Source organism: Pseudoalteromonas sp. ATL1, assembly GCF_058933015.1.
Genome location: NZ_JBZYXL010000001.1, coordinates 3,649,380 through 3,675,444, shown reverse-complemented (window position 1 = coordinate 3,675,444; position 26,065 = coordinate 3,649,380). Strand labels below are relative to the sequence as shown.

The following is a 26,065-nucleotide window of genomic DNA, read 5'->3' as shown; positions in this document are numbered from 1 at the left end:
CGTTTTTTTAAGTTTTTGATAGTCTATAGAAATAGTATGGATTAAACGTCTTAATAGCAAGTGGCAGGGGAAACTTCGCTAAACTTGCAGCAAAAAGTTTGCAAACCAGCCTATCATTGTATATTTTGAGCGTTCGATAATTACATAGGTAATCACTTGCCCAAATGGACACTGAAATAGAACTGAAGTTTTTACTTTCAGACAATGAAGTTCCTCTTATCCCAGGACTTATCACGCAATTTGCAAAAACGGTTGTTAATCAACCTTCTAAGAATCTAAAAAACGCCTATTTTGATACCCCAAGCCGAGAACTCAGAGCGCTGGATATTGGTTTGCGCACACGCTGTTGTGACGATGATTGTGAGCAAACCATCAAACTTGCTGGTGAAGTGGTGGGCGGTTTACATCAGCGTCCAGAGTATAATCTGCCCTTAGATTCCGGTAGGCCAAACTTAAAGGCTTTTGATGCAGGTATTTGGCCGCATGGCATGCAAATTGATGCGATTTGTGAAAATCTATTCCCGATCTTCAGTACTAATTTTATTCGCCGCACTTGGTTAATCGAAACGGAGCAGGGCAGTAAAATAGAAGTTGTGTTAGATAAAGGTGAAATTGCCGCTCAGGGGCAAGTTGAAGCAATCTCAGAGCTTGAAATTGAGCTTGTTGAAGGCCATCGTAGTGACTTGTTTTTGTTAGCTGACCACCTTATCAACCTATCGGGTATGCGATTGGGGCTTTATTCTAAAGCCGCGCGAGGGTACCGCTTAGCTGATGATAAACCTTTGAAGCCAAATAAATTCATCGGTTTTGTGCCTTTGCCCAAAGGCGCGACGCAAGAGCAGGCTTTTATTGCGACGATGAACTACGGCATCCAATTTGTGCAAAAGCATGAGCAGTGCTATTTCGATAGACCAAGTCTTAAAATACTTAAACGTGTGATTGATGGTGTGACTTTAATACGCCATAGTTTTCGCATGTTTTCCGACATTGTAGATAAATCATCTACCGAGCACCTACGTAGTGAACTAAAATGGTTGCTCAGTGAGTTGGCGTGGGTAGAAAACGCCATTCACTTAAAAACTTACACTTCGAAGCGTCATGCTTATTATAAGAAAATCAATAATGCGCCGGAATTAGCGCAGGTAATTGATGATCTGAAAGACGTGCAGCCAACACCGACTGATATTGAAGATTTGTTCCACTGTGCTCGTTATAATCGTTTAATTTTAGCTTTGACACGTTGGCTGGTGGACAAAGGCTGGCGTCAGAACTGGGATCATAGCGCACTCAATGCGGCGCAAATGCCGGTGAGTGATATTGCTAGAACAATCTTTGATCATGATTGGCAAGAGTTGCATGACTTACTGCCAGAAGGAAAGGTGTTATGTAAAGATGACTACTTACACCTACGTAGTCGACTTGAAAATACCTTACTGAACGGAAATTGCCTCGGTGAGTTATACGATAAAGACGCACGACAAGCTTTCAGAACACCTTGGATAGACATCGTTTATGGTATTTACGAGTTAGATACGCTGTCGTATTTAATGCAGTTATGCCAAGGTCAGGAGTCTGAAGAGTTAGAAGGCATTCAGCAGTGGCTTGAAAAGAAAGCGGACTTTTTAGTGTCGGCAATGGAACAAAGCCGCGCAGCATCTTTTAATGGTTTTCCTTACTGGCGATAGGATGCGAATACATAGTCTGCATCTTTGTTAGTGCATACTTTGAAAAGCTAGGTAGCCAATATTAGGTTATCTGGCTTTTGAGTATTGGCGAAAACTCAGCTTGGGCTGTTCGGTTAAATATATTGAATTCAAGTACACGCTACATTCATCTCTAACACTTACTCAAACTTTTGCGAGGAAATCATGACGAGCTATGCCTCAAGTACACGTCAGTCAGACTCCCCATTGATCATGATGCTCGTGATGGCAATGATGCTGTGGGGAGCGAGTTGGATCTCAGGAAAACTCATTGCTGAATTAGCACCAGCCCCTGTCACCGTATTTTATCGTTTGGCGATTGCGACTGTGAGCATGTTGCCAATTTTATGGTTCGTCAATCGTTTCAAGTTGGTGAAGTTACACATATCTCGAAAAGCGCTGCTTTGGTCTTTACCTGCGGGGATTATACTAGCTTTGTATAACCAATTATTCTTTTTAGGTTTACACGATGGTCTACCGGGAAAAGGTGGGATGTTGGTCACTACAACTAATCCTGTGTTTACTTTCTTGCTCGCAATTGTCATTCATCGACAAAGCATTAATCGCTTTCAAAGCTTAGGGCTAGCGCTTGGTTTAGTGGGCGGAATGTTCATGATTGAAGTATGGCAATTTGACTTTGAACAACTGATTGCAACGGGTAATGGCTACTTTATTATGGCGTCTTTGACCTGGGCCTTTTTGACTTTGGTCAGCCAGCAGGGCACGCGTTTTGCCGATTTTTTGATTTTTAGTACCTTAATGTATGCCAGTGCATCGGTGGTGAGTTATGGATTTGCCTATGATTATTCACCTTTGAGTACGGTGACGGACTATTCAGTATTTTATTGGCAGCATATGCTATTTTTGTCTGTCGTTGTGGTGAGCATTGCTACCAGTGTGTTCTTTTTGGCAAATCAACAGTTGGGATCAGGTCGTTCGAGTTCATTTATTTTTGTGGTACCAGCCTCGGCGATGGGACTATCGGCTTGGTATTTTTCTGAGCCTTTATCATTGCCCGTGGCTTGCGGTGCACTGATGGCGCTAGGTGCGGTATATTTGATCAACCGCCGGTAACTTGAACTCATAAAATGCTGGCTTGTTATTCTAACAAGCCAGCGGTATTGAACAATGTAAGCTCGTTAATCTATTTGTTTAAGGTGTTTTGGTTTATCCACTAAGACCTTAAGCTTTTCCCTCCAACTGCTTTTTTCTTGTATGTTCAGCCATAAAATTCGCCATGGCGTTAACAGGGCATCATTAAGACTCAGCTGATAGGTCCGTTCAGCAACACCATATCGTGGTGTTTGCGAACAAATCGGCTCTACAAAGGTGCCAAATAACTTGTCCCAAATGATGAGTACGCCCGCAAAGTTTTTATCTATGTAATAGCTATTTTTAGCATGATGCAAACAGTGGTGAGTGGGGGTATTAAATATGAGTCCTAACCATTTTAGTTCGGGACTTTGCTCGGTGTGTACAAAAAACTGAAACGCGAGATTCAGCGCAACAATGGCAAATACTAATTCAGGTGGGTAACCCAAAATAACGAGTGGTAACCAAAAGACCCACATGCCAACGACAGGGTAAAACAGGCTTTGGCGCATTGCTGTTGAAAAATTCATATGCTCAGAGCTGTGATGTACGACATGCGCAGTCCATAACCAATTAAAGCGGTGGCTGGCACGATGAAACCAGTAGTATAAGAAATCTTGCACGATGAATGCGCTGATCACGTTGAGTGTGTTGAGTTCGATATTGAATAGAGCAAGATTCTGATATACATAACTAAATAAAGGTATGAGCAGCAACAGCGAGCATATTTCTGAAGCTTGGTGTGAGAGCGCCAAACAGGTGTTGAGTATAAACTCTCGTAGCGAATAGCTGCGGCTCGATTTGCAGTACTCTGCGATGATGGCAATGGCAAACAGGGGACTGAGTGCCAGCAATATGTAATCAACTGGCATGGTATAACTTCCTTAAACGTTTGATGGCGAGCTTAAAGTCAATTAACAACACGAGCTTGAGTAACAAGGTGGGTAGCCAAGTATTACTGCGGCCGTAAATTTGATAACGAAGTAAATGCTGATTATGTGCTTTAGTTAGACTTATAATGCCACGATGTAGCCTTATGGGCCCATGACCTTCAATTTGATAATGTAACTGTTGTGAGCACTGATGTGTGATCACTTCAATAAATGTATGGCCGCGCAGGGTGACTTCACGTCGTTGTAAACCACATTTGTCAGCTAACGGAATAAATTGGCCGTTAAAGATTTTACTAAGCTCTGCACAATCGGTTAGTTTTTCGAGAGAAAACAGAGTGTTTTTGCCTAACGTTTGGGTAATATCGAGTAATGGCATGCTGGTAAAAACTGGTTCATCGTCAAACTAGCATATCTGTATCCGACAGGGCATACTTGACTATACGAGTCATTTTTTTGTCTTTTCACGCCATTATGTTCGATGTATGTCGTCAGTATTGTCAGTCGTTAGAGCTTTACTTACCTGCACAGAGTTTGCATAAGAATCGTATTGATATGCAACTTTATTTTGATGCGCTCGATCAGGCCGCCAAAGTACATCAAGACCCTTTATGGGGCTTTGAACTCGGCAAGCAAATAAACAATGCGAGTTATGGCTTGCTTGGCTATTTTGTTGAATCGGCCAACACGCTCAATGAGGCATTACAAGCACTCCTGTCGTTCGATAAAACAGTGGCGAATATTGGTGAATGTCATTTCTCAGAGCAAGGAGAGTGCGCGTCTATTTCTTGGCAACCATTTGAAGAAAATTTGCAGGCGGTGTTACGTAATATGACGGCTTGGGTGGCAACCGTGCGGCGTCTAACAGGCCAGTCTGTTAAAGCAAATAAAGTGTTTTTTAAGAGTAAGTTAAGTTATGAACAACAACAGCGTTTAGCGAGTTGGTTTGGCTGTACCGTGGTTGTAAATGCGGCTGAAAATCGTATTACTTTTGACAAAGCGTTGTTGTCACTTCCGATTTTGACATCTAACGAATTGGTTGCGGCGAGTGTATATGCAGCACTGAGTGAGTTACAACATGCCTACGATTGCGAGCGAAATTGGCTGAGACACTTGCAAAGCGTACTGCACAGTTGCGATTTGCATACAATGTCATTAACGTCCTTAGCAACTGCACTTGCTATGTCGACCAGAACACTGCAAAGACATTTAAAATCACATGAGTTAAGTTTTTCAGACTTGCTCGATAGAGAGAGGAAGCGTCGGTTTGCGCAGTTTTGTGCGGTGATGAGCAAGCAAGCGTTAAGTGATTTACTCGGTTACACAGAGCAAGCGTCGTTAAATCGCGCGGTAAAACGCTGGTATGGCATTTCGCCAAGTGCCTATGTGAAGCGATTGCACTGCGATAATCGGCGCTAAAATACGGTCATTAAAAAAGGTGCCATTGGCACCTTTTTATTCAGATATGGATGACTACAGGCCAGCTGACGCTTTAAGTGCTTCTGCTTTGTCTGTTTTTTCCCAAGGGAATTCATCACGACCAAAGTGACCATATGCAGCTGTAGGCTGATAGATTGGACGCTCAAGGTCAAGCATCGTCAAGATGCCGTATGGACGTAGGTCGAAGTGTTCACGAATGATCTCGATTAAACGTGACTCTTCTAACTTGCCTGTGCCAAACGTTTCAACGCTGATTGATGTAGGCTCTGCAACACCGATCGCATAAGATACTTGGATCTCACACTTATCAGCAAGGCCAGCCGCAACGATGTTTTTAGCAACATAACGCGCTGCATAAGCCGCGGAACGGTCAACTTTTGAAGGATCTTTACCAGAGAAAGCACCACCACCGTGACGAGCCATACCACCGTATGTATCAACGATGATTTTACGACCAGTTAGACCACAGTCACCCATTGGGCCACCGATAACGAAACGGCCAGTTGGGTTGATGAAGAACTTTGTTGCTTCAGTGATTAACTCTGCAGGTAGAGTTGGCTTGATGATAGTTTCCATCACCGCTTCTACTAAATCGTTTTGTGAAATAGTGTCACAGTGTTGGGTTGAAAGTACAACTGCATCGATACCAACTGCTTTACCATTTTCATAAGCAAACGTGACCTGAGATTTTGCATCTGGACGTAACCAAGCTAGCTCACCGCTTTTACGAACTTCAGCTTGACGCTGAACTAAACGGTGTGAATAGGTGATTGGTGCAGGCATGAGTACGTCAGTTTCGTTACAAGCGTAACCAAACATTAGACCTTGGTCACCAGCGCCTTGATCTTCAGGACGCGAACGGTCAACACCTTGGTTGATATCCGGAGATTGCTTACCAATGGTGTTTAAAATGGCACATGAATCTGCATCAAAACCCATGTCTGAATGTGTGTAGCCGATTTCACGAACAGTTTTACGTGTTAGCTCTTCGATATCAACCCATGCGCTAGTAGTGACTTCACCACCAACCATAACCATACCGGTTTTTACGTAAGTTTCACATGCTACACGTGCTTTTGGATCTTGTTCTAAAATCGCATCAAGAACTGCATCAGAGATCTGATCGGCAATTTTATCCGGATGACCTTCAGAAACAGACTCAGAAGTAAATAAATGTTTTGCCATTGTATTTATGCTCACAAATACCGCGCTTCACAAACATCTGGACAGCGCTAAAAAAAATAGGCGGGTATTTTAACCAAATCTACCTCGCATGCATAGTTTTTTTACACCTAGACGTCTAAATAACTTTTGAGCTGATTAAACGAGTTAGCTCAACAATATGATTTTGCGCATTCACGGGCTTACTTCCCTATTGAGTGACTTGCTAACACAACTGGAAACGCCTTGATAATGAAATAAATATTACAGTCTAAAGCTGAAAAATTCAGCGCTACAATACGATACTGTTTCAAAGCGCGCATCCAAATTTAAGGCTAAATAAAGTAATTTTGTCGACGCAGGAATAAAAACACTAAGCTTAGACCTTTTTCTGGGAATTATCATTGCAGTGTGGACCAAAAATAAGTCAGAATGGAGCTCTAGAAACCCGGCATAGACAAATAAAAGGTAGGAGAACCCATGCCCTCTCGCAAAGAGCTAGCAAATGCAATTCGTGTCCTGTCAATGGATGCAGTTCAAAAGGCCAAATCAGGCCACCCAGGCGCCCCAATGGGAATGGCAGACATTGCAGAAGTGCTTTGGCGCGATTATCTAAAGCATAATCCTAGTAACCCTCTATGGGCTGATCGTGACAGATTCGTATTATCTAATGGTCACGGCTCAATGCTTATTTACTCACTTTTACACCTAAGTGGTTATGACTTATCGATTGACGATTTAAAAAACTTCCGTCAAATGCATTCTAAAACTCCTGGTCACCCAGAATATGGCTACGCACCAGGTGTTGAAACAACGACAGGCCCACTAGGTCAAGGTATCACTAATGCCGTTGGTATGGCGATTGCCGAAAAAGCATTAGCAGCACAATTTAACCGTGATGAGCATAATATTGTTGACCACTATACCTATGCATTTTTAGGTGATGGCTGTTTAATGGAAGGTATTTCTCACGAAGCATGTTCACTTGCTGGCACATTGGGCCTAGGTAAACTGATCGCATTTTGGGATGACAATGGCATTTCAATCGACGGCGAAGTTGAAGGTTGGTTCAGCGATGATACGCCGAAGCGTTTCGAAGCATATGGCTGGCATGTTATCGCAGGTGTTGATGGCCACGATAGCGACGCAATTAAAGCGGCGATTGAAGCGGCACGCGCCGAATCTGACAAACCTACATTAATTTGTTGCAAAACCGTCATTGGTTACGGCTCACCAAATAAATCGGGTAGCCACGACTGTCATGGTGCGCCATTAGGTGATGAAGAAATTCAAGCAGCACGTGAATTCTTAGGTTGGCAGCACGGTGCATTTGAAGTACCTGAAGATATTTACGCTAAGTGGGATGCAACAGCGCGTGGTCAGCAGCAGCAAAGCGAGTGGCAAATTAAATTCGCGCAATACCAAGTAGAGTACCCTGAACTAGCGGCAGAGTTTGAGCGTCGTATGGCGGGTGATTTACCAGCAAACTGGGCAGAACACACAGAAGCGTATATTGCAAAGCTGCAAGCAAACCCTGCCAACCCAGCAACGCGTAAAGCGTCACAAGATGCCCTAAATGCTTATGGCCCAATCTTACCTGAATTTATGGGCGGCTCTGCTGACTTAGCGGGTTCAAACTTAACAATATGGGAAGGCTCAAAAGGCCTAACGGCAGACGATGCATCAGGCAACTACATCTTCTACGGTGTACGTGAGTTTGGTATGTCAGCCATCATGAACGGTATTGCACTACACAAAGGTTTTGTGCCTTACGGTGCAACATTCTTAATGTTCATGGAATATGCGCGTAATGCGGTACGTATGGCTGCATTAATGAAGCAACCAAGTATTTTTGTTTACACGCACGATTCAATTGGTCTAGGTGAAGATGGTCCAACACACCAACCGGTAGAACAAATCGCTAGCATGCGTTTAACACCGAACTTAGTTAACTGGCGTCCGTGTGACCAAGTAGAGTCAGCGGTTGCATGGCAACAAGCGGTTGAGCGTAAAGACGGCCCAACGTCATTGATCTTCACGCGTCAGGGCTTAGAGCAGCAATCACGTGATGCGCAGCAAGTTCAAGCAATTAAGCAGGGCGGTTACGTACTAAGTTGTGACGGTAATCCTGAACTTATCTTCATTGCGACAGGTTCAGAAGTTCAACTAGCAGTCGAAGCGGCTCAAGAGCTACGTAATGCAGGCAAAAAAGTACGTGTTGTTTCTATGCCGTCTACAGATGTGTTTGATGCACAATCGGCTGAATACAAAGAAAGCGTTCTTCCTGCATCGGTAACACGTCGTGTTGCGGTTGAAGCCGGTATTGCAGATTACTGGTACAAATACGTTGGCTTAAACGGCGCTGTGGTAGGCATGGAGACCTTTGGTGAATCAGCACCAGCAGGCGAGCTATTCGCCCACTTCGGCTTTACCGTTGAAAACGTAGTAGCCAAAGCAAACAGCTTGTTCTAATAACACCCCACTGCATGCAGTGGATTGTTAGACATAGACAATGATTTTAAAACCCGCCTCGGCGGGTTTTTTTGTGGGCGTGGTATTAATCAGCGGCGCAGGGAGTTTTATTGTGCAGCATATTTGTCACCAGATTGTTGGATGGCGCCTTCGGCTTATCTAACCTACTCTTTATCAAAGTAGGTCGGATAAGTGGCGAAGCCACGCCATCATTGGCACATCGAGAACCAACAGCACTGGGTGTTGGACGTGGTGTTTAAAGAAGATGCCTGTCAGATAAGTGAGCCGATTTCTGCGGAAAATATGGCGCTATTCAGACGGGTTGTTCGCAATCTGGTAAAACAGCACACGGGCCGTAAAGATTCGATACTTGGTAAATGCGTTGGGGCTAGTTTTGACGATGAATTTAGGGCAGAGCTTATCTTCGGTTAATGGTTGTTAACGAAGTATGCTCTCACCCTGGGGGTATATGAAATTACCTCAGATTTCGAACAAAAAAATAGTGCCATTTTTTCACAGTTCAAACAGAGAGATGAAAACCAAAAGTATGAACTAAACGAAAGAATGGAGCTGACACACTGTGAACTTGAACAGCAGTAAGGATATATTGGGATAGCGAAAGTGAGAGAAAATAAATCATTTAATATCAATGATATACTGTCTTTGGTTGAAAAGAATACGGATCAATATCAAGAGCTCAGCATTGCTTTGCTAAGTGTCAAAAGACATATGGACCATTGCTGGTATCATTATCAGGAGTTTAAAAATGCTACTAAGATGCACAAAGAAGCAATGTTTGGAATATTACCCAAGAGTATTGATATTCAACACCCCGAATATTATAGGTGTGTATTTGAAGCAAACTGCTTTGCATTTTTTAGGGCGTTGCATGCGTTAATAGATAGCTTACCTTTAATATTATATCTCTTGAGTAACGATCTTGATTTTAGAGAGAGAGTACAATGGAAGCCAGCTAAAGCATCTTTAAAGGATTCGACATTAATAGATTTAGCGGACAAATTAGAGATGCTTACCAAAAGTGATATATTCAATGAATTGAAAGGCTTGGTTGACATCACAAAGCATCGTAGGTTACCAAGGATAGACAGTTGTTTATTAACAAATGAACCTGCCAAATTTTTAGCTCAAGACTTAGATGACATGTTGAGTGAAAACTCAATCATATCTTTCATGGAAAGAGCTCATAAGGTGATCATTGAGGAATTTCTCATAGGTTTTGTTCACGAACTTGGTTGCCGCTTAAAGGAAGTAAATATGAGAGATCATTAAAATCTAAAACCATTATTGGAATAACAAAACTTCTAATTTTCCTTTAACTAGATCTCACCAAACATAAAAAAACCGCTTTCGCGGCTTTTTTATGTTTAGCAAAAGGCTGATATTACACCTTAAACTGCTCAACCGATTGGCGTAGTTCTTCGGCCAGTTTGGCGACTTCACTACTTGAAATTGAGGTTTGGCTTGCGCCCTCAGCGGTTTGTTCGGCAATGGATACGATTGACTCTAAGCGCTCGCTAATTTCTTGTGCTACTTGCTGCTGCTCGTTTGCCGCATTTGAGATCTCTTCACTCACATCATGGGCTTGTGATACCGCGAGTGTAATAGAGTTAAGCGCCTCGTTGGCCAAATCGCTTTGCTCCACACAAGATTCAGCTTGTTGCTTGCCTTTAGACATGGCGCGTACCGCTTCTTCTGCACCGGCTTGCAGTGACTCAATCATTGATTGGATCTCTTGGGTCGATTCTTGTGTTTTACTGGCAAGAGAACGTACTTCGTCAGCTACCACAGCAAAACCACGGCCTTGTTCACCGGCACGGGCCGCTTCAATGGCTGCGTTCAGCGCCAGTAGATTGGTTTGCTCAGCAATACCTCTAATTACATCTAAGATGCCACCAATAGAAGCGCTATCTTGGTGCAGTTTGTTGATAACACCGGATGCTTCATCTACTTCACGTGCAAGTTGTTCAATGGTGTGTTTGTTCTCGTGAGAGATACCTTTAACTCGCTCAGCTTCTTTGTCGGCATTTTTAATTTCAAGCAATGCTTGATGCGCGCTGTTGCTCACACCATGCGCGGTACTACTCATTTGTGTGGTTGCTGTTGCTGCTTGTTCAACTTGTGCTTGTTGGTCGCGAATGGCTTGGCTTGACTCACTGGTAATGGTTGAGGTTTGTTCTGATGCCGCTGCTAGTTGTGTCGAGCGAGATACGATACCTGTGATCAATTCACGAAGACTGCTAATGAGTGTATTACAGCTGCGTGAAAGCTCGCCAAATTCATCTTTTGCCGTATCATCCAGTCTTTGCGTCATGTCACCACCGGCAACGATGGTAAGCACGCGGTTTACCTCCGCAAGCGGCTTAGTGATCAGGTTTACTGTGATATAAGCAACACCAATCGCGATTAACGTAGCGATGATCATACCCGCCCAAGTCCAAATGTTTGCTTTACTGACATCTGTTTGTACTTCTTGTTGTAGGTCAAATGCTACTTTACTGGCTTCATCTAACAATTCGTCTAGTTGCTTTAAGGCGGCGGTCGTTGCGCGTTCCGCATCTTGTAGTTCTTTTCGTGTCATTTCTGTTGCGTCAATCGAGCGCTTTTTGTTATTGAACAGGCTGTTGTTACCCGAAAGCTGCTTTTCCAATTCTTTGTAGTAGGATTCAAGATCTGCAAACAAATCAGCATCCAGTTGTTCAACCGGGCCTTTCATGAGTGCCATGTTGCGACCAAGTTCTTCGACTAAGTAGCTTTGATCTTTTTTAACGATAGATAAGGTATTCAAGTTGTCTATTGCCAGCATGTCGGTGGCGTTAGTAACCACAGAAGAAAAATTATTTTCCATGCTCGTTGCGGCTTGATAAGCACGAGAGTTTTGCTCTTTTAGGCCTTCTAAATCGATAATATCAAGTACCGCTGTGGTAGCATCTTCCGCATTGAGTTCGATATTTTCAAGCTGCACTTTGAGTGTTTTACGCAAGTTCAACTCCAACGCTTTGTCTTTTTGTAAGCTCTCAACAGACGCAATAAAGGTTTCAAAAGTTCTACCCACATCGTTGGCACTTTTCGACAGCTTAGGGTCATTACTTACTACTTGTTGCAGTTGAGCATGGCTTTGTTCAAACGTCTTCCGTCTTTTTTCGAACTGTGATTTCAGCGAATCTAGTTCCGTAGCAACTTGAGTGTAGAAAGTGCCTTGCGCCATCTTACTCATTAAAGAAAACTCAACCTGCAACTCTGCACTTTTATCTAGTGCTGGAAGGGAGAGGGTGTTGACTAATTGAGTTGATTGATCGATGTTGGCAATCCTGAGCAACGAGTTTCCGCCAATTAACAGCAGTAAAAGGGTGATAAATATAAAGCCACCCCAAATTCTTTGGCTTACAGTCAAGTTCATACAGTTTCCATAAATTTACTAATAGGATTGAATAACTTATCGGTTTTATGACGAATAAGTTAAGTATTTTATAGCAGATGTGACTAAAAAATTCAGTAAAACTGCGCTAGTTTACCTTATTTGCTTGAAAAATGCTCACCGGAAAATAAATCAATCAATGTCATCGGTCCACCCCATACACATCCGGTATCAAGCGCAATGATATTTTTCAAGTCTGTTTTCCCTTCTAGCGCAGCCCAGTGACCAAATACATAACGTGTGTTATCACGCTTAAAGCGTTCATGTTTAAACCAAGGTGTGAGTTGTTCAGCAGAACCCGCAGGGCCTTTTTGTTTTAAATTGAGTTGCGCGTCAGGTGTTAAAAAACGCATGCGAGTGAATACGTTAACGATGGCTTTGAATTTATCTATTTCGTCTAATTGGGAAAGTGGTTGGCTCGGATGTTCGCCATACATGTTTTTATAAAAATATTGAGCTTGTTCCGATTGATAGCATTGCTGCGCAAACTCGGCATATTCGAGCGCTTCATCTACTGACCAGCTCGGATGAATTCCTGCGTGTGAAACAAAGGTATTGAGCTTAGGTAAAAATAGTGCCAATGGCTGTGCTGTTAAAAATTCAATGTACTGTGGAAGTTTGTTGCTGGCGAAAATAGCATCCAGTTGATCTTTTGGGTTAGGCGCTTTATTTAATGCCGTGCAAGCGAGAAAGTGGAGGTCATGATTGCCTAAGGTGATCGTGACGGCATGTCTATTTTGGTACAAAAAATCTAGGCAGGCATGGGAGTCTGGCCCTCGCGCAATTACATCACCAACGAGATATAAATGGTCTTTACTGGGATTAAAATCTGCCATATCAAGTAGTTGCATAAAGGGTGCGAAGCACCCTTGTAAATCGCCGATCGCGTATTGAGCCATAACAACTAATGTAAAATATTAGGGCAGGCTAAGCGAAATACATCAATCGGGGCTTTGAATTCGCTGCCAAATTCATTGCGCATGACGTAATGGCCTTGCATTGTGCCCAGTGGTGTGTCTAATACTGCGCCACTGGTGTATTTATAACTTTCGCCAGGACCAATCGTAGGTGTTTCACCAACGACCCCTTCGCCTTCAACTTCCGTTTCTTTACCATTAGCATCTGTAATTAACCAATATCGGCTGTGTAGCTTGGCGCTACACAAACTGTGGTTTTTAATGGTAATCGTGTACGCAAAAACATACTTGTCTTTTTCGGGTTGAGATTGCGCCTCCACATAAAAGGTTTCTACTGAAACCTTAATTGGAGATCCTAAATTACTGCTTGTTGTCATAAATCCAATTAGCTATATCGATAAATTGAGCAAGTGATAGATTCTCAGCACGTTTGGCTGGATCGACCCCTAAACTTTCTAATTCTTCGCTGCTTAGCAAGTTAGATAAACTATTGCGCAACGTTTTACGGCGTTGATTGAATGCCTCTAGGCAGACGGTATTGAGCAACTTAGTACTTTTAGCAGTACGTTGCTCCGGCTTTTTAGGGAGCAAACGTATTACCGCTGAGTCAACCTTTGGCGCAGGTTTAAAGCACTCAGGCGGTACGTCAATGACAGGCATTGCGTGACAGTAATATTGTGTCATGACGCTTAAGCGACCAAATGCTTTTGAATCAGGGCTTGCAACCATACGTTTCACAACTTCTTTTTGCAGCATAAAGTGCATGTGTTCTACGTTGTCTGCAAATTCGAACAGGTGAAACAATAACGGTGTTGACACGTTATAGGGCAGGTTGCCGAAGATTTTCAACTTTTCATCACCTTTGATAAGACTAGAAAAGTCAAACTTCATTGCATCGCCTTGATGCACGGTTAACTTGGGCCCCATAAATGGGTGATGGATCAGACGCTCTGCCAGATCTTTATCAAGTTCTACCACCGTCAGGTGGCCACTTAAATCGACAACAGGCTCGGTGATTGCACCAAGACCCGGGCCAATTTCTACCAGGTTATCACTTGGTTTAGGGTCAATGGCGGTCACTATTTTATCGATGATCATGTCATCGTTTAAAAAGTTTTGGCCAAAACGTTTACGGGCGCGGTGGCCCAAATGTACTTTGTCTGTCATGAACTCTGTGCTTTTTCAGTGGCGAGCTTGATAGCTTCGCGGATCGCTAAATCAAAACTACCCACCTCAATGTTATTTGTTGCAGCTAAATCAAGCGCGGTACCATGATCAACTGAGGTGCGTATAAAGGGTAATCCAAGGGTAATGTTCACCGAATTACCAAATCCTTTATATTTTAACACAGGTAAGCCTTGATCGTGATACATAGCCAGCACAGCATCGGCATTATCTAAATATTTTGCTTGGAATAGGGTATCGGCTGGCAATGGACCGATAAATTTCATGCCTTGTTGATTAAGCGATTCCAGTGTAGGCGAGATAGTATCAATTTCTTCACGGCCGAGATGGCCGCCTTCTCCAGCATGTGGGTTTAGGCCACACACCAACACTTTTGGATCTTCAATGCCAAACTTGCTTTGTAAGTCGTGATGTAAAATAGTCGCAACTTTGCTCAAACGCGCCGATGTTACCGCTTTTGACACATATTCTAGCGGAATATGGGTCGTAACAAGGGCAACTCTCAATCCCTCAGTAGCAAGCATCATGACGACATCCGCTGTATTGGATTGTTGCGCGAAGTATTCAGTATGACCACTAAATGAAATACCTGCACGATTGATGATGCCTTTATGAACAGGACCTGTGACAACGGCGTCAAAGGTGCCATCCATGTTTTTCTCAGAGGCCAAGCGCAGTGTTTCAAGTACATATTGGCCATTCTTCTCGTCTAAAGTGCCAGCAACAACATCGCTGCCTTTATCAACTTGAAGATAATAGAGGCTACCAGCAGGCGCTGGTGCGGGTACATCGCTCGCATCGAACTCAAGCATATTAATGCTCATGCCCAGTTCAGTTGCTCGTTTTTCCATTACCGATTTGTCAACAACGGCCACAAGCTGAGCAGGCCAGCTCTTTTGAGCGAGCCTAATTACTAAATCAGGACCAATACCCGCAGGTTCTCCCGGCGTAATGGCAATTCTTAAACACTTAGTCATCTATCATTACTCTTGCGGGAAAATATCAATGTGTGCTTGTTCTCTGATCTCGCTTTGCCACTTGAAGGCTTCTTCTTTAAATTTGCGGTTGTAAAGCAGACCGTGAGCACGATTTAACTTAGCTTGTTCCGTTTTGTCGGCTACGCGTTTATCTAGTAACTGCACGATATGCCACCCGTAAGAGCTTCTAAATGGCTCACTGATCTCGTCTTTATTCAATGACAATAGTGCATCTCTAAACGCTGGAACATATGTTGTTGGATCAGTCCAATCATATTCGCCGCCTTTTAGCGCAGAGCCAGGATCTTCTGAGTGCTTTTTAGCAAGTTCCGCAAAATCAGCTTTACCTTCACGAAGGTCTTTAACAAATCCTGTTAGCATGTCTCGAGCCTTCTCTTCGCTCAAGATGATGGACGGTTTGATTAATATGTGACGTGAACGAACTTCTGTGGTTTCAACAACTTGTCTACCACGAATATCTTGTATTTTAAGAATATGGAAGCCAGCACCAGAGCGCACAGGGCCTATAATATCCCCTTTTTTCTGACCTTTTACCGCTTCTGCGAATAGAGATGGCATCTCGTTGATACCCATCCAGCCAAGCTGACCACCTTCAAGAGCTTTTGCGCCGCTAGATGATGCAATTGCAATACGCTTAAACTCTTTACCTTCATTTAAGAATTCAATTACTTTGTCGGCTCGCGTGCGTGCATCTTCTATCTCTGCGGGGGTCGCTTTGTTTGGGATCTTAATTAAAATGTGACCTAGGTCGAACTCTTCAGAGTTACCGGTTTGTTTGGCCAATATTTCCTGTAGATTGGAAATTTCTCGAGGACTGATATAAACACGGCGGTCCACGTTAGCGCGACGTACTTGGCTTATCGTGATCTCTTTACGAATTTGTTCACGATATTGCGCAAAGCTTTCACCACTTGCTTCTACGGTGCGACGTAGATCAGCGATGGTACCACTTTGTTCTGCAGCGATGCTGGCTAAGGTTTGATCAAGTTGCGCATCGGAAATCTCCATACCCATGCGTTCACCTAGTTGTAACATCAGCGTTTGGTCAACTAAGCGGTCAACGGCTTGAATGCGTAATGTTTTATCAGACGGCAATTCGGTGTTTTGCTGTTTCGCTTGTTCCTTTACACGTGAAATGATTTGTTCTACTTCACTTTGTAAAACAACGCCATCGTTTACAACGGCAACCACTTTGTCTACTTCAACTCGCTCGGCAAGCGCATTTTGGTTAAACCCAAGCCCAATCAGGGCTGTCAATAACAACTTCTTAAAATTCATCATATTCTAATATTTATCAATTATTTAAAAAATAGGGGCGACGATAGTGGAACAAACCTTGCTGTAAGACCTTGTTAATATCGTATTTTGATTTACCACCTAGACCTTTGAGTACAAAGCTAATATCTATACTGCTATCAAACTTTACATCTTGATTTATAGTTCGGTTTAAATCTGTTTCGATCTGTCTTTTACCTGTTACTTGAATTGCCCAGCAGCAGCTTTCGTAACGCACACCTGCAAATACCTCAACGCTTCTGGCTGTTGTCAGGTCACGATGATAGCTTGCTACCATCTGCCAGTTATCATTTATCGGTAAACTGGTAAAAAGACCCACTTGATCGATTTCATATCCTGAGACATCGCTTGCATAACGATGGTTCAATTGAACCAGCTTATTCTTATCTCCTTTGTAATCGATAGTGGTGTGAGATTCGATGATATCTTTCGCATCTGCATCATACTGTACTCCTGCAGAGAAGTACCAACGTCTATGCCAATGTATCATGGTTTCAGCTGCAAACAAGGCGTTGTAGTTTGTTTGATTGTCTAAGCTCTGTGCACTTGGCTTTACGTCATCTTCAAGATAGATAATTTGTCCAGCGCTGAAATTAAACCGCTCTTGGTTTTTGTCATCAAAAATTCGTGTTGTCGCGCCCAGTGTTATCTGGTTCGCTTCAGCAATTCGGTCAACACCAGAAAAGCGTTGTTCTCGGAACAAGCCATGAAAATCGTCCTGCATTTTAGTGGTGTCGTATAGCGCGATGTTTTGCTGATTTCTGTCTGGGGTATATAAATATTGAATTTGTGGCTCAAGTGTTTGAATACCCTCTTTAACGAACATCGCCGTATCTCTTTCAAAGTTCAGTTGCGCATGCATGCGTAACTTTGGCAACGTGCGAGATACGTCTTCTTCATAAGGTGTATTTTGTAAGTCACCTTTTTGTTTATATCTGGTGTGCAGCAAACTGAGTTCACTTATGAATGACCACGCATATTCGTTAAGTTTATAACTGGCTTTCGGCTCAATATGAAATCGCGTTGCTTCTGTGATTTGTAATGTATCATTTTGAAAATGCGCTAACTCACCTTGAAGATCAAAGTCGATACCATATACATTGTAAGCTGAGCGGTTTCTCCAACTAATTTGTGGCAACGCGGCATAAGACTCGGTGTGGTCACCCAATACTTCAAATGTTTGCAGTTTGATGTCTGTTAACCAGTGCGAACCCAAGTAGCTAAGCACACCCGTTCTATCAAGCTGAGTACCTGTCTCATTCGCGTAATCAGAATTCAAGTCAGTCAAATAGTTATCATCACTGACATTGGTGACATCAACGCTCATACGCCATTGTTCACTGAGGTAACTTTGTTGATTCCAATGAACTAAGTAACGTTCATCTAAACTTGGTTCTGAGTCATCCTTTTCTAAAAATTCAACACCTAACAAGCCTTGATGCTGTTCAGTAAGGTAACGGAACTCGGTAATGAGCTGAACCCCTTGATTCGCCATGTACCTTGGTGTGATTGTTGCGTCATAGTTTGGCGCGATATTCCAATAATAAGGTAACGCGATTTCTAAGCCATAGTGACTAGAAGGAGAAATCTTGGGCATAAGCAGTCCCGATTTCCTTCTATCATCAATGGGAAACGTGAAGTAGGGGATATATAAAACTGGTGCGTCGAGTATTTTAAGCACGGCATTATGTGTTTCACCCCAGCCCTCTTCTTTGGATAGAGTGATGTTGTCTGCTTCAAGTGCCCAAAATGGTTTGTCGGATGGACAGGTTGTAAAACTGGAGTTGATCAATGCGACTTGTTTATCTGAAGCCGAGAGTTTTTCTGCTCCACCACGACCTTGCTGCTGAGTAAGTTGATAGTCAGCACCGAGTAAGCTTATCTCGTTATTATTTAAATTTGCGTATAAGGCATTGGCTCTTACGTAAGTAAAAGGGTCTTGATAATTAAGCGGGCCAGTTGCGTTAAGTAAACTTTGTTTTTTATCAATGAGTGCACTGCTGGCTTGTAGCGACATTTTGTTGGTATTTATTTCAACATTACCAGAAAATTCAGCACTGTCTTTGCCTTGCATTTCAACATCATCCGCTTGGATGTCGATCGCGTCTTTAGGTAAAGCGCTCAAGGGCTGCCAATTTTTGGGTTGTAAGTATTCGCTACAGAGTTTTGGTGCAGGTACTGTTCCGGCTATCGCATTGGTACTGGCAAATACTACCGCGATGGCCCCCCATGTTTTAGTCATTGATTAACCTTGAACGCCATTATTGATATTAAGCAAGACATGATAAAGTAAAACTTAGTGAAATACAGTAATTAAGAGTGGAATTTTGTGACAAAAGAGCAAAATAGACAAAGCATGTTAGAGAGCTTTTTACAGCGGTATTTTTCAACAGACCCCTATGACTGGTGCGCAATAACTAGTGATGCGAGCTTTCGACGTTACTATCGAGTGGAGTCTGCTCAGAAGCGCTATATTGTAATGGACTCGGACCCAAGCAAAATAAACAATGCGCCTTTTGTTGAGTTAAATCGATGCTTTAGTGACGCTGGTTTACGTGTGCCTCGCATTCTTTATACCGAACTTGAACATGGCTTTTTGCTCTTAGAAGATTTAGGTCAGGCGCATTTGGCAGATAGGTTGCAACTGTCATCACTCGAACATGATTACGAAGATGTCTTAAGCCTTTTACCGCACATAGCAGGTACACCAGCATCGGCCAGCATGAAGCCTTACGATGCCGATTTTATTGCGATGGAGATGGATATATTCTGGCAGTGGTTATTGCTCGAATGGTTGGGGTTGGATGAGCAAAACCTGCCACTACGTCAGTGGCAAAACCTGAAAGAACAGCTTGTGAGTAATATGCTGGCGCAGCCACAAGTGACCATGCATCGAGATTTTCATAGTCGAAACATCATGTATGTAGATACGCAGTGGGCACTAATCGATTATCAAGATGCTGTGCAAGGGCCGGTGACTTATGACGCTGTCTCTTTATTGCGAGACTGTTATTTTAAGTTACCCGACGAGCTATTCAAGCGTTTGCAAAAAGTCAGTTATGCCCAATTAAATAGCGCCGAGTTGCTCGATAACATGAGCTTTGAGTCGTATTGTCGCTACTTCGATTTAACGGGTATGCAAAGGCATTTAAAAGCGGCCGGTATTTTTTGTCGACTGTTGATACGTGATGGGAAATCGGGATATCTCAAAGATGTATTACCTACTTTGGAATATGTCTGCGAAGTTGCAAAGTGTTACGAGCCATTTCAATGGCTTGAAACTTGGTTGCGCCATGACATAATGCCAAAAGTAAAAGCCAAGCTGGACCTGATAACTGAATGAAAGCCATGATCCTTGCCGCAGGCCGCGGTAAACGAATGATGCCGCTCACGGCTGAGTTACCAAAGCCGATGTTAGAAGTGGCTGGAAAGCCATTGCTTTATTATCATTTGATGCGGTTAAAAGCCGCTGGCATCAAAGAGGTGGTAATAAATCTTGCATGGCAAGGCGAGAAAATAAAGCAGTTTTTTGCTGATGGCACGCTATTTGGAATAAAAATTACCTATAGTCAAGAGCCTGAGGGCGGCCTTGAAACAGCGGGTGGTATCATTAATGCGTTAGCCCAATTATGCCAAGAGGACGATACGTTTGTTGTTATTAACGGCGATATTTTTACTGACTATGATGTGAGCGCGATGCTGCAGTTACAGCTGTTTGAAGCGCAAGCACATATCGTGTTGGTTGAGAACCCTGAACATCACCCTGACGGAGATTTTTGTTTGGCGAGTCAACCCCATAATGAACAGAAATATACCTTTGCTGGCATTGGTTTGTATCACAAATCATTTTTTGAAAAGCAGGCAGGTGGCTTTGTTCCTTTAGGTCCTATGTTACGTGAAGGGCTCACAAGCGGACAGGTGTCGACCGAGCTTTATTTGGGGCAATGGAGTGATATTGGTACGCCAGAACGCCTAGCACAGATAAACCTCGAACAGGAGCAGCAGCATGTGGGGTAAATTACTAGGCACGTGTTTTGGTTTTATGTTTGGCCGTTGGTTAGGCGCTATTTTGGGGTTTTGGCTTGGTCATATGTTTGATAAAAGCTTAAAACAAAGCTTTGACAAGGTCGGTGGCTTTCAAGGTTTTTTCAGTGGAGACGATTTACATCAGCGACAGGCACTGTTTTTTTCCAGTTGTTTTGCGGTGATGGGGCATATCGCAAAGTCAAATGGGCGAGTCAGCGAAACTCATATTCGTGCAGCGACCGCATTTATGGATGAAATGGGGTTACATGGAGAGGACAGAACCGAGGCACAAAATGCATTTCGTGCTGGGAAAGAACAAGATTTCAAATTAAAAGAAGCGATCGCTGATTTTAAAGAAGTGTTTGCAAGGCGTTACGATTTAGTTCAATTGTTTTTAGAGATCCAAATTCAAATGGCGTTTTCGGATGGTCATCTTGCAGCCAGTGAAAAACAGTTACTGCAAAAAGTGAGTCAATACCTTGGTATTTCCGCGACGCACTTTAAATTTATCCTGAAGCGTTACCAAGCAGAATTTAGCTTTCGACAACATCAACAGAGCCAACAGCAACAATACAGACAACAGCATAGACAAACCGCAAGCTCTGAGCCCGCTTTTTCTAAAACGCAGGCCTTGGCGGTGTTAGGTTTATCAAGTAATGCGACGGAGAAAGATATTAAGCGGGCATATAGAAAGCTTATGGCGCAGCATCACCCCGACAAATTAGTCTCTCAAGGGTTGCCAGAACATATGATGGAAGTTGCTAAGCGCAAAAGCCAAGATATTCAATCGGCTTATGAATACTTGAAAAAAGCAAGCTAATTTATAGTTGCCTCAAGAATCCATCAACTTCCTTGCGCAAGCGCTGGTGCTGCCTGATTTCGGTACTGGCGCCAAACAATTCACGCTGGCGGTAGTCAAATTTACTGTTGCGTTTCACCCAGCGTTTTCTCTGCTCGGCGCTTCTCAAGATAGTATCATTGTCTTGAGAGTAGACAACGTCGAGTAACGGCGGACTGACTAATGAAATAATCGCGGGCAGGTGTTTGTTTCGCTCACTGTTGGGTAACTGAGCGCTGATTGCGACAAATGCATCGATACGAAGGTTGGGCAGAGAGGCGAGATGTTCAGAAAAAACGCCAGCGCTAACGCCCTCTGCAATAACAACCAGTTGCTCTTTACTGGTCATTTGTAACTGAGCATAAAGCGCCTCAAAGTTGGCGATTAAACGCTTTTTGTAATCATTAAGCACCGCTTCCGACCAACCTGTGTTTTCTTGTGGTAACTTACCATCGTTTAATGGGTCAAACGCATCGGCTAGCCAGTTTAGTTCGGGTGTTTGAAGCGTATAGGTATCAAACCCGTCGTCGGTCAGTGATTCAAATAAATAGCCCGAACTATGGGGTGACAAAGGTGTATGCTCGGCTTCTGGAAGTAATATAACAATCCCCCGCTTGTATGCACTCATGTACGGAGAAAAAAGTGCCATCACTTCACCATTTTCGGTATCTAAGCTAATAATACGCTCTTCAGAAAAGTGTTCTTTAATATCATTTTGCTCTATTGCAGTTCTAGCTGGAGGCATGATGAAAGCGGCTCTTTCAGCATCGCTTTTAAAAGACGCGCAACTGAGCAGAGCACAAATAAAAAGCATAAACGTACGCATAGCGTTAGGCACACCTTGAAGATAACAAATAAGCTAAATGCTATATCGGCAATCTTGGCGTTTTTTTTAGCTTAAATTGTTGATTAATTTAGCCGCTTCAAAGCCGTTGCTGTCTGTTGTTGAGCAAATCAGTTAAACTAGGCGCAAAATAATTATGGAGTACTGTGAGTGGCACAACATTTGGATTCAAAAAAAGACTACTTATGGCTATTTTTAAAAGGAGCTGGAATGGGCGCTGCTGATGTCGTGCCTGGTGTATCCGGTGGTACAATTGCATTTATTACTGGTATTTATGCTCGTTTTCTCAATGCATTAAAAAGCTTTGATCTCAAAGCATTAAATATACTCAGAACCCAGGGGATTAAAGCCTGTTGGCAGCATGTAGATGGCGCTTTTCTGTTAGCCGTATTTTCAGGTCTTATCACCAGCGCGGCGTCACTGGCCAAGCTAATTACTTATCTTTTGGACAATCACCAGTTACTGGTCTGGTCATTCTTCTTTGGACTCATCGTCGCTTCTTTTGTGCATGTGGCAAAACAAGTCAAAAATTGGCATTGGCAAGCGGTTGTCAGCTGTCTTCTAGGCGCAGTTATTGCCTTTGTTATCACTACCATCGCTCCGTCTGAAGCTCAACCTCATTGGTGGATGTTTTTTGTAGCGGGTGCTATCGCAGTGTGTGCGATGATACTACCGGGTATTTCAGGAAGTTTTATTTTATTGCTAATGGGCATGTACGGCCATGTGTTGTCTGCGGTGACACAAAAAGACGTCATGCTGGTTGGATTGTTTATAGTAGGTTGTGTGTGCGGATTAATGCTGTTTTCTCGCTTTTTGTCTTGGTTGCTAGCAAAGTTTGAACAGCTAACTTTTGCTTTGCTGGCTGGTTTTTTACTTGGGTCACTCAATTTGCTTTGGCCATGGAAACAGGTCGTATCGACTTATACCAATTCTCACGGTGTTGAAAAGCCGCTGTTGCAGAAAAATATTAGCCCGATGGAGTTTGCAAGCGTAACGGGAGTTGAGCCTCAAACGCTCGTGTGTATTGCATTGGCAGTTGCAGGTTTGTTGCTCATTTTGATGATTGAAAAGATGAGTCGTGATCAGTAATATTTGCGCCAATATACAAACTATTTATTTATAAATCAGACTGATATGTGCTGTTCCCAATGGTGTTCAGCACAATTTACCTTTCCCGCTATTTGACTACTATATTTCGTCTTTTTAAAAGTTAACTTACTAGTTATGCAAGAAAAATAGTCGACGTTGACGCAATCCGTGCTATGTTTTTACTACCAGTATTTTTACTGAATAATAATCATAACGATAGGGTGGCACGGACATGGGCGGATTAGGTCACAAGTTTAGCTTGTTTTGGATTATGTTAGCATGCATGGCAGTGCCTGCATGGGCCAGCGGTAGCGAGAGAGTGGATTTAACTTCGTCCAACTTGGGCATAGTATGCATTGTTATTTTTGTCCTTGCATATGCACTCGTCATGGTTGAAGAAAAGCTCCATTTGAGAAAGTCTAAACCTGTTCTAGTTGCTGCGGGTATTATTTGGATCATCATTAGTATTTATTATGTCACTCATGATATTCCTCACGTTACGGAACATGCTTTTAGGCATAATTTATTAGAATTTGCCGAGCTAATGTTATTTTTGCTCGTCGCAATGACCTATATTAATGCCCTTGAAGAGCGCAAAGTTTTTGATGCATTAAGAGCATGGATGATCCAACGTGGGTTTAGTTATAACAGCTTGTTTTGGATAACAGGGTTTCTCTCTTTCTTTATATCGCCCATTGCAGATAACTTAACCACGGCATTATTGATGTGTGCTGTCGTCATGAAAGTAGCTGAAGGGGATAAGCGCTTTATAAATCTCAGTTGTATCAATATTGTGATTGCGGCTAATGCGGGTGGTGCATTTAGCCCGTTTGGGGATATAACCACGTTGATGGTTTGGCAAGCTGGTATGGTGCAATTCAATGAGTTTTTTACCCTTCTTATTCCATCGTTGGTTAATTACATCATTCCTGCGGCGGTGATGAGCTTATTTGTTGAGAAAAAAAGGCCTTCAGCTGTTTATGCACCAGTTACATTGCAACGTGGTGCAAGAAGGATTCTTGGGTTGTTCCTGTTAACTGTTTTAACGGCTGTGTTATGTCACAGTCTCCTACATATGCCGCCTGTTATGGGTATGATGATGGGGCTTGGTTATTTACAGTTTTTTGGCTATTACTTGCGTATGACGTTACAGCGTCAGCGTAACACGGCATTGCGTGAGGGCGACCAAGTACGGATAGATTTACTCGGTAGCATGGTGCCATTTGACATTTTCCATAAAGTTGCAAGAGCCGAGTGGGATACATTGCTGTTCTTCTACGGTATCGTCATGTGTGTTGGGGGCTTAGGCTTTTTAGGCTATTTGAGCTTGCTATCCGAAGTGCTTTACGGCGGATGGTCGGCAACGGGCGCAAACGTGTTCCTTGGGGTTGTTTCATCGGTTATTGATAATATTCCGGTTATGTTCGCTGTGCTGACTATGCAACCAGAGATGTCACAGGGGCAATGGTTGTTGATAACATTAACTGCGGGTGTTGGTGGTAGCTTGTTATCGATTGGCTCAGCCGCAGGGGTTGCATTGATGGGACAAGCAAGAGGGTATTATACTTTCTTCGGGCATTTGAAATGGGCGCCAGTCATCGCGTTAGGATATGCAGCAAGTGTCCTAACGCACATGTGGCTCAATTCAAGCTTATTTTAGATACTGAGTCAGTTGCTGCTCGTGGGCTGTGACCCATTGTTGATTAACGGGCTTAGTTGTAGATATCACTTCAGCTAAGCTTGTGTATGTTATCGCCCCGGCAACTTTGCCTACCATTACATTGTCTAGACCTTGATTGAGTGCTTCAATGGCTGCAAGCCCTAATTCTGTTGCTAAGTTTCGATCCTCAGGCACTGGCGAGCCGCCGCGTTGTATATGCCCCAAGATACAAATTGCGCTGTCAACGGCTCCTTCTGTAGCTAGGCTATCTTTTAGTGCTTGTGCGCCCCCTGGCCAGAGGTTTTCAGCCAAAACAATCAAAAAACTACCGTGAGTCTGTTGCTGCTTTTCCACTGCTTTAAGCAAGTGTTGAATTTTGCTACCCGATTGTTCGGGTGAAAAATTTTCAAAAGAAATAATCGCCTCGGCACCTGTCGCCAACCCAACGTTAAATGCGATATGTCCACTGTGACGCCCCATCACTTCCACGATAAAGATCCGCTCAAAAGCATTTGCGGTGTCTCTTATTTTGTCAATCGCATGAGTTGCAGTGCTGACGGCTGTAGCAAAACCAATGGTGTTGTCTGTGCCGCTTAAATCGTTATCTATGGTTCCTGGTAAGCCGATGACAGGTTTGTTCCAATGTTGTTTTATGGCTTGTAAACCTTTGAGTGAACCATCGCCACCGATAACAATAAGCGCATCAATTTCGTGTTTTCGCAGCGTATTACAAGCTTGTAATACGCCGTCATGTGTGTGCATGGCATGACAACGCGCGCTTTTTAAAATCGTGCCACCTTGCTGCAATGTTGGGTTAATATCAAACTCTGTGATTTCAATATATTGGTCGTCAATTAGGCCATTGTAGCCATGGTAAAATCCAACGCATTGGATGTTGTAAAAACGGCAACTTAATACAATTGCACGAATGGCTGCATTCATCGCTGGCGCGTCACCACCGCTCGTTAATACCGCAACTTTCTTCATTTTTTATCCTTGAACCCGATAGCATTGGTTT

The 26,065-nt window shown here is 43.1% G+C and carries 22 protein-coding genes and 1 pseudogene; 11 read left to right on the top strand and 12 right to left on the bottom strand.

Annotated features, from left to right (window positions below):
- The first annotated feature begins 164 nt into the window (after window positions 1–164).
- Both AC5FX4_RS16125 and AC5FX4_RS16120 read left to right on the top strand, forming a co-directional pair.
- Window positions 165–1,685 (top strand): CYTH and CHAD domain-containing protein, encoded by a 1,521-nt coding sequence (locus tag AC5FX4_RS16125; protein ID WP_493607354.1) that lies wholly within the window; start codon window positions 165–167, stop codon window positions 1,683–1,685.
- Window positions 1,686–1,868: 183 nt separating this feature from the next.
- Complete coding sequence (locus tag AC5FX4_RS16120; RefSeq protein WP_493607353.1) at window positions 1,869–2,777, top strand: DMT family transporter; 909 nt, start codon at window positions 1,869–1,871, stop codon at window positions 2,775–2,777.
- A gap of 65 nt (window positions 2,778–2,842) precedes the next feature.
- Here AC5FX4_RS16120 and AC5FX4_RS16115 read toward each other — a convergent pair whose 3' ends face one another.
- On the bottom strand, window positions 2,843–3,667 hold the full coding sequence (locus AC5FX4_RS16115) for a sterol desaturase family protein (RefSeq protein ID WP_493607352.1): 825 nt from the start codon (window positions 3,665–3,667) through the stop codon (window positions 2,843–2,845).
- The gene (locus AC5FX4_RS16110; RefSeq protein ID WP_493607351.1) at window positions 3,657–4,064 is read right to left on the bottom strand and encodes a hypothetical protein; all 408 of its coding nucleotides are present in this window, start codon (window positions 4,062–4,064) and stop codon (window positions 3,657–3,659) included. The genes AC5FX4_RS16115 and AC5FX4_RS16110 overlap by 11 nt, the downstream gene beginning before the upstream one ends.
- Window positions 4,065–4,141: 77 nt before the next feature.
- Here AC5FX4_RS16110 and AC5FX4_RS16105 point away from each other — a divergent pair, with 77 nt between their 5' ends.
- A complete protein-coding gene (locus AC5FX4_RS16105) occupies window positions 4,142–5,104 on the top strand; it encodes an AraC family transcriptional regulator (protein WP_493607350.1) in 963 nt (320 codons plus the stop codon).
- A 54-nt stretch (window positions 5,105–5,158) separates the two neighbouring features.
- Here the strand turns inward: AC5FX4_RS16105 and metK are convergent, their stop codons facing one another.
- Window positions 5,159–6,310: a methionine adenosyltransferase gene (metK, locus tag AC5FX4_RS16100; protein ID WP_493607349.1), complete on the bottom strand. Its 1,152-nt coding sequence runs from the start codon at window positions 6,308–6,310 to the stop codon at window positions 5,159–5,161.
- Between the two features lie 456 nt (window positions 6,311–6,766).
- Here metK and tkt point away from each other — a divergent pair, with 456 nt between their 5' ends.
- The 3 genes and pseudogenes from tkt to AC5FX4_RS16085 all read left to right on the top strand — a co-directional run bounded on the left by tkt (window position 6,767) and on the right by AC5FX4_RS16085 (window position 10,048).
- Complete coding sequence (gene tkt / locus AC5FX4_RS16095; protein ID WP_493607348.1) at window positions 6,767–8,758, top strand: transketolase; 1,992 nt, start codon at window positions 6,767–6,769, stop codon at window positions 8,756–8,758.
- A gap of 204 nt (window positions 8,759–8,962) precedes the next feature.
- Window positions 8,963–9,190: pseudogene (locus AC5FX4_RS16090) on the top strand (transposase); the annotation flags it as partial.
- 189 nt (window positions 9,191–9,379) lie between these two features.
- Window positions 9,380–10,048: a hypothetical protein gene (locus AC5FX4_RS16085; protein WP_493607347.1), complete on the top strand. Its 669-nt coding sequence runs from the start codon at window positions 9,380–9,382 to the stop codon at window positions 10,046–10,048.
- Between the two features lie 112 nt (window positions 10,049–10,160).
- On the opposite strand, the gene AC5FX4_RS16080 is transcribed toward AC5FX4_RS16085, so the two are convergent.
- From AC5FX4_RS16080 to lptD, 7 genes are all read right to left on the bottom strand, one after another.
- The gene (locus tag AC5FX4_RS16080; RefSeq protein ID WP_493607346.1) at window positions 10,161–12,176 is read right to left on the bottom strand and encodes a methyl-accepting chemotaxis protein; all 2,016 of its coding nucleotides are present in this window, start codon (window positions 12,174–12,176) and stop codon (window positions 10,161–10,163) included.
- A 116-nt stretch (window positions 12,177–12,292) separates the two neighbouring features.
- Window positions 12,293–13,093, bottom strand: coding sequence for a symmetrical bis(5'-nucleosyl)-tetraphosphatase (locus AC5FX4_RS16075; protein WP_493607345.1), 801 nt, complete (start codon window positions 13,091–13,093; stop codon window positions 12,293–12,295).
- Between the two features lie 5 nt (window positions 13,094–13,098).
- Window positions 13,099–13,488, bottom strand: a complete 390-nt coding sequence (gene apaG, locus AC5FX4_RS16070; RefSeq protein ID WP_493607344.1) for a Co2+/Mg2+ efflux facilitator ApaG/CorD — start codon at window positions 13,486–13,488, stop codon at window positions 13,099–13,101.
- On the bottom strand, window positions 13,472–14,278 hold the full coding sequence (gene rsmA / locus AC5FX4_RS16065; protein ID WP_493607343.1) for a 16S rRNA (adenine(1518)-N(6)/adenine(1519)-N(6))-dimethyltransferase RsmA: 807 nt from the start codon (window positions 14,276–14,278) through the stop codon (window positions 13,472–13,474). Before rsmA ends, apaG begins: the two co-directional genes overlap by 17 nt.
- Window positions 14,275–15,273: a 4-hydroxythreonine-4-phosphate dehydrogenase PdxA gene (pdxA, locus tag AC5FX4_RS16060; protein WP_493607342.1), complete on the bottom strand. Its 999-nt coding sequence runs from the start codon at window positions 15,271–15,273 to the stop codon at window positions 14,275–14,277. Before pdxA ends, rsmA begins: the two co-directional genes overlap by 4 nt.
- Before the next feature lie 6 nt (window positions 15,274–15,279).
- A complete protein-coding gene (surA, locus tag AC5FX4_RS16055) occupies window positions 15,280–16,572 on the bottom strand; it encodes a peptidylprolyl isomerase SurA (protein ID WP_493607838.1) in 1,293 nt (430 codons plus the stop codon).
- Window positions 16,573–16,588: 16 nt separating this feature from the next.
- Window positions 16,589–18,832, bottom strand: a complete 2,244-nt coding sequence (gene lptD / locus AC5FX4_RS16050) for an LPS assembly protein LptD (protein ID WP_493607341.1) — start codon at window positions 18,830–18,832, stop codon at window positions 16,589–16,591.
- A gap of 114 nt (window positions 18,833–18,946) precedes the next feature.
- Between lptD and AC5FX4_RS16045 the strand changes: the two genes are divergently transcribed.
- From AC5FX4_RS16045 to djlA, 3 genes are read left to right on the top strand one after another with little or no spacing between them, the layout of a single operon-like run.
- Entirely contained in the window at window positions 18,947–19,933 is a 987-nt protein-coding gene (locus AC5FX4_RS16045; protein WP_493607340.1) for an aminoglycoside phosphotransferase family protein, read from the top strand.
- A complete protein-coding gene (murU, locus tag AC5FX4_RS16040; protein ID WP_493607339.1) occupies window positions 19,930–20,607 on the top strand; it encodes an N-acetylmuramate alpha-1-phosphate uridylyltransferase MurU in 678 nt (225 codons plus the stop codon). Before AC5FX4_RS16045 ends, murU begins: the two co-directional genes overlap by 4 nt.
- Window positions 20,597–21,436: a co-chaperone DjlA gene (gene djlA, locus AC5FX4_RS16035; protein ID WP_493607338.1), complete on the top strand. Its 840-nt coding sequence runs from the start codon at window positions 20,597–20,599 to the stop codon at window positions 21,434–21,436. Before murU ends, djlA begins: the two co-directional genes overlap by 11 nt.
- 1 nt (window position 21,437) lies before the next feature.
- On the opposite strand, the gene AC5FX4_RS16030 is transcribed toward djlA, so the two are convergent.
- Window positions 21,438–22,280: a DUF3530 family protein gene (locus AC5FX4_RS16030; RefSeq protein ID WP_493607337.1), complete on the bottom strand. Its 843-nt coding sequence runs from the start codon at window positions 22,278–22,280 to the stop codon at window positions 21,438–21,440.
- 168 nt (window positions 22,281–22,448) lie between these two features.
- On the opposite strand from AC5FX4_RS16030, the gene AC5FX4_RS16025 reads away from it, so the two are divergent.
- Both AC5FX4_RS16025 and nhaD read left to right on the top strand, forming a co-directional pair.
- Entirely contained in the window at window positions 22,449–23,387 is a 939-nt protein-coding gene (locus AC5FX4_RS16025) for a polyprenyl-phosphate transporter (RefSeq protein ID WP_493607336.1), read from the top strand.
- A 283-nt stretch (window positions 23,388–23,670) separates the two neighbouring features.
- Window positions 23,671–25,047: a sodium:proton antiporter NhaD gene (nhaD, locus tag AC5FX4_RS16020; protein ID WP_493607837.1), complete on the top strand. Its 1,377-nt coding sequence runs from the start codon at window positions 23,671–23,673 to the stop codon at window positions 25,045–25,047.
- Here the strand turns inward: nhaD and AC5FX4_RS16015 are convergent.
- A complete protein-coding gene (locus tag AC5FX4_RS16015; RefSeq protein WP_493607335.1) occupies window positions 25,039–26,034 on the bottom strand; it encodes a 6-phosphofructokinase in 996 nt (331 codons plus the stop codon). The two genes, nhaD and AC5FX4_RS16015, sit on opposite strands and share 9 nt — an antisense overlap.
- Window positions 26,035–26,065 lie beyond the last annotated feature (31 nt).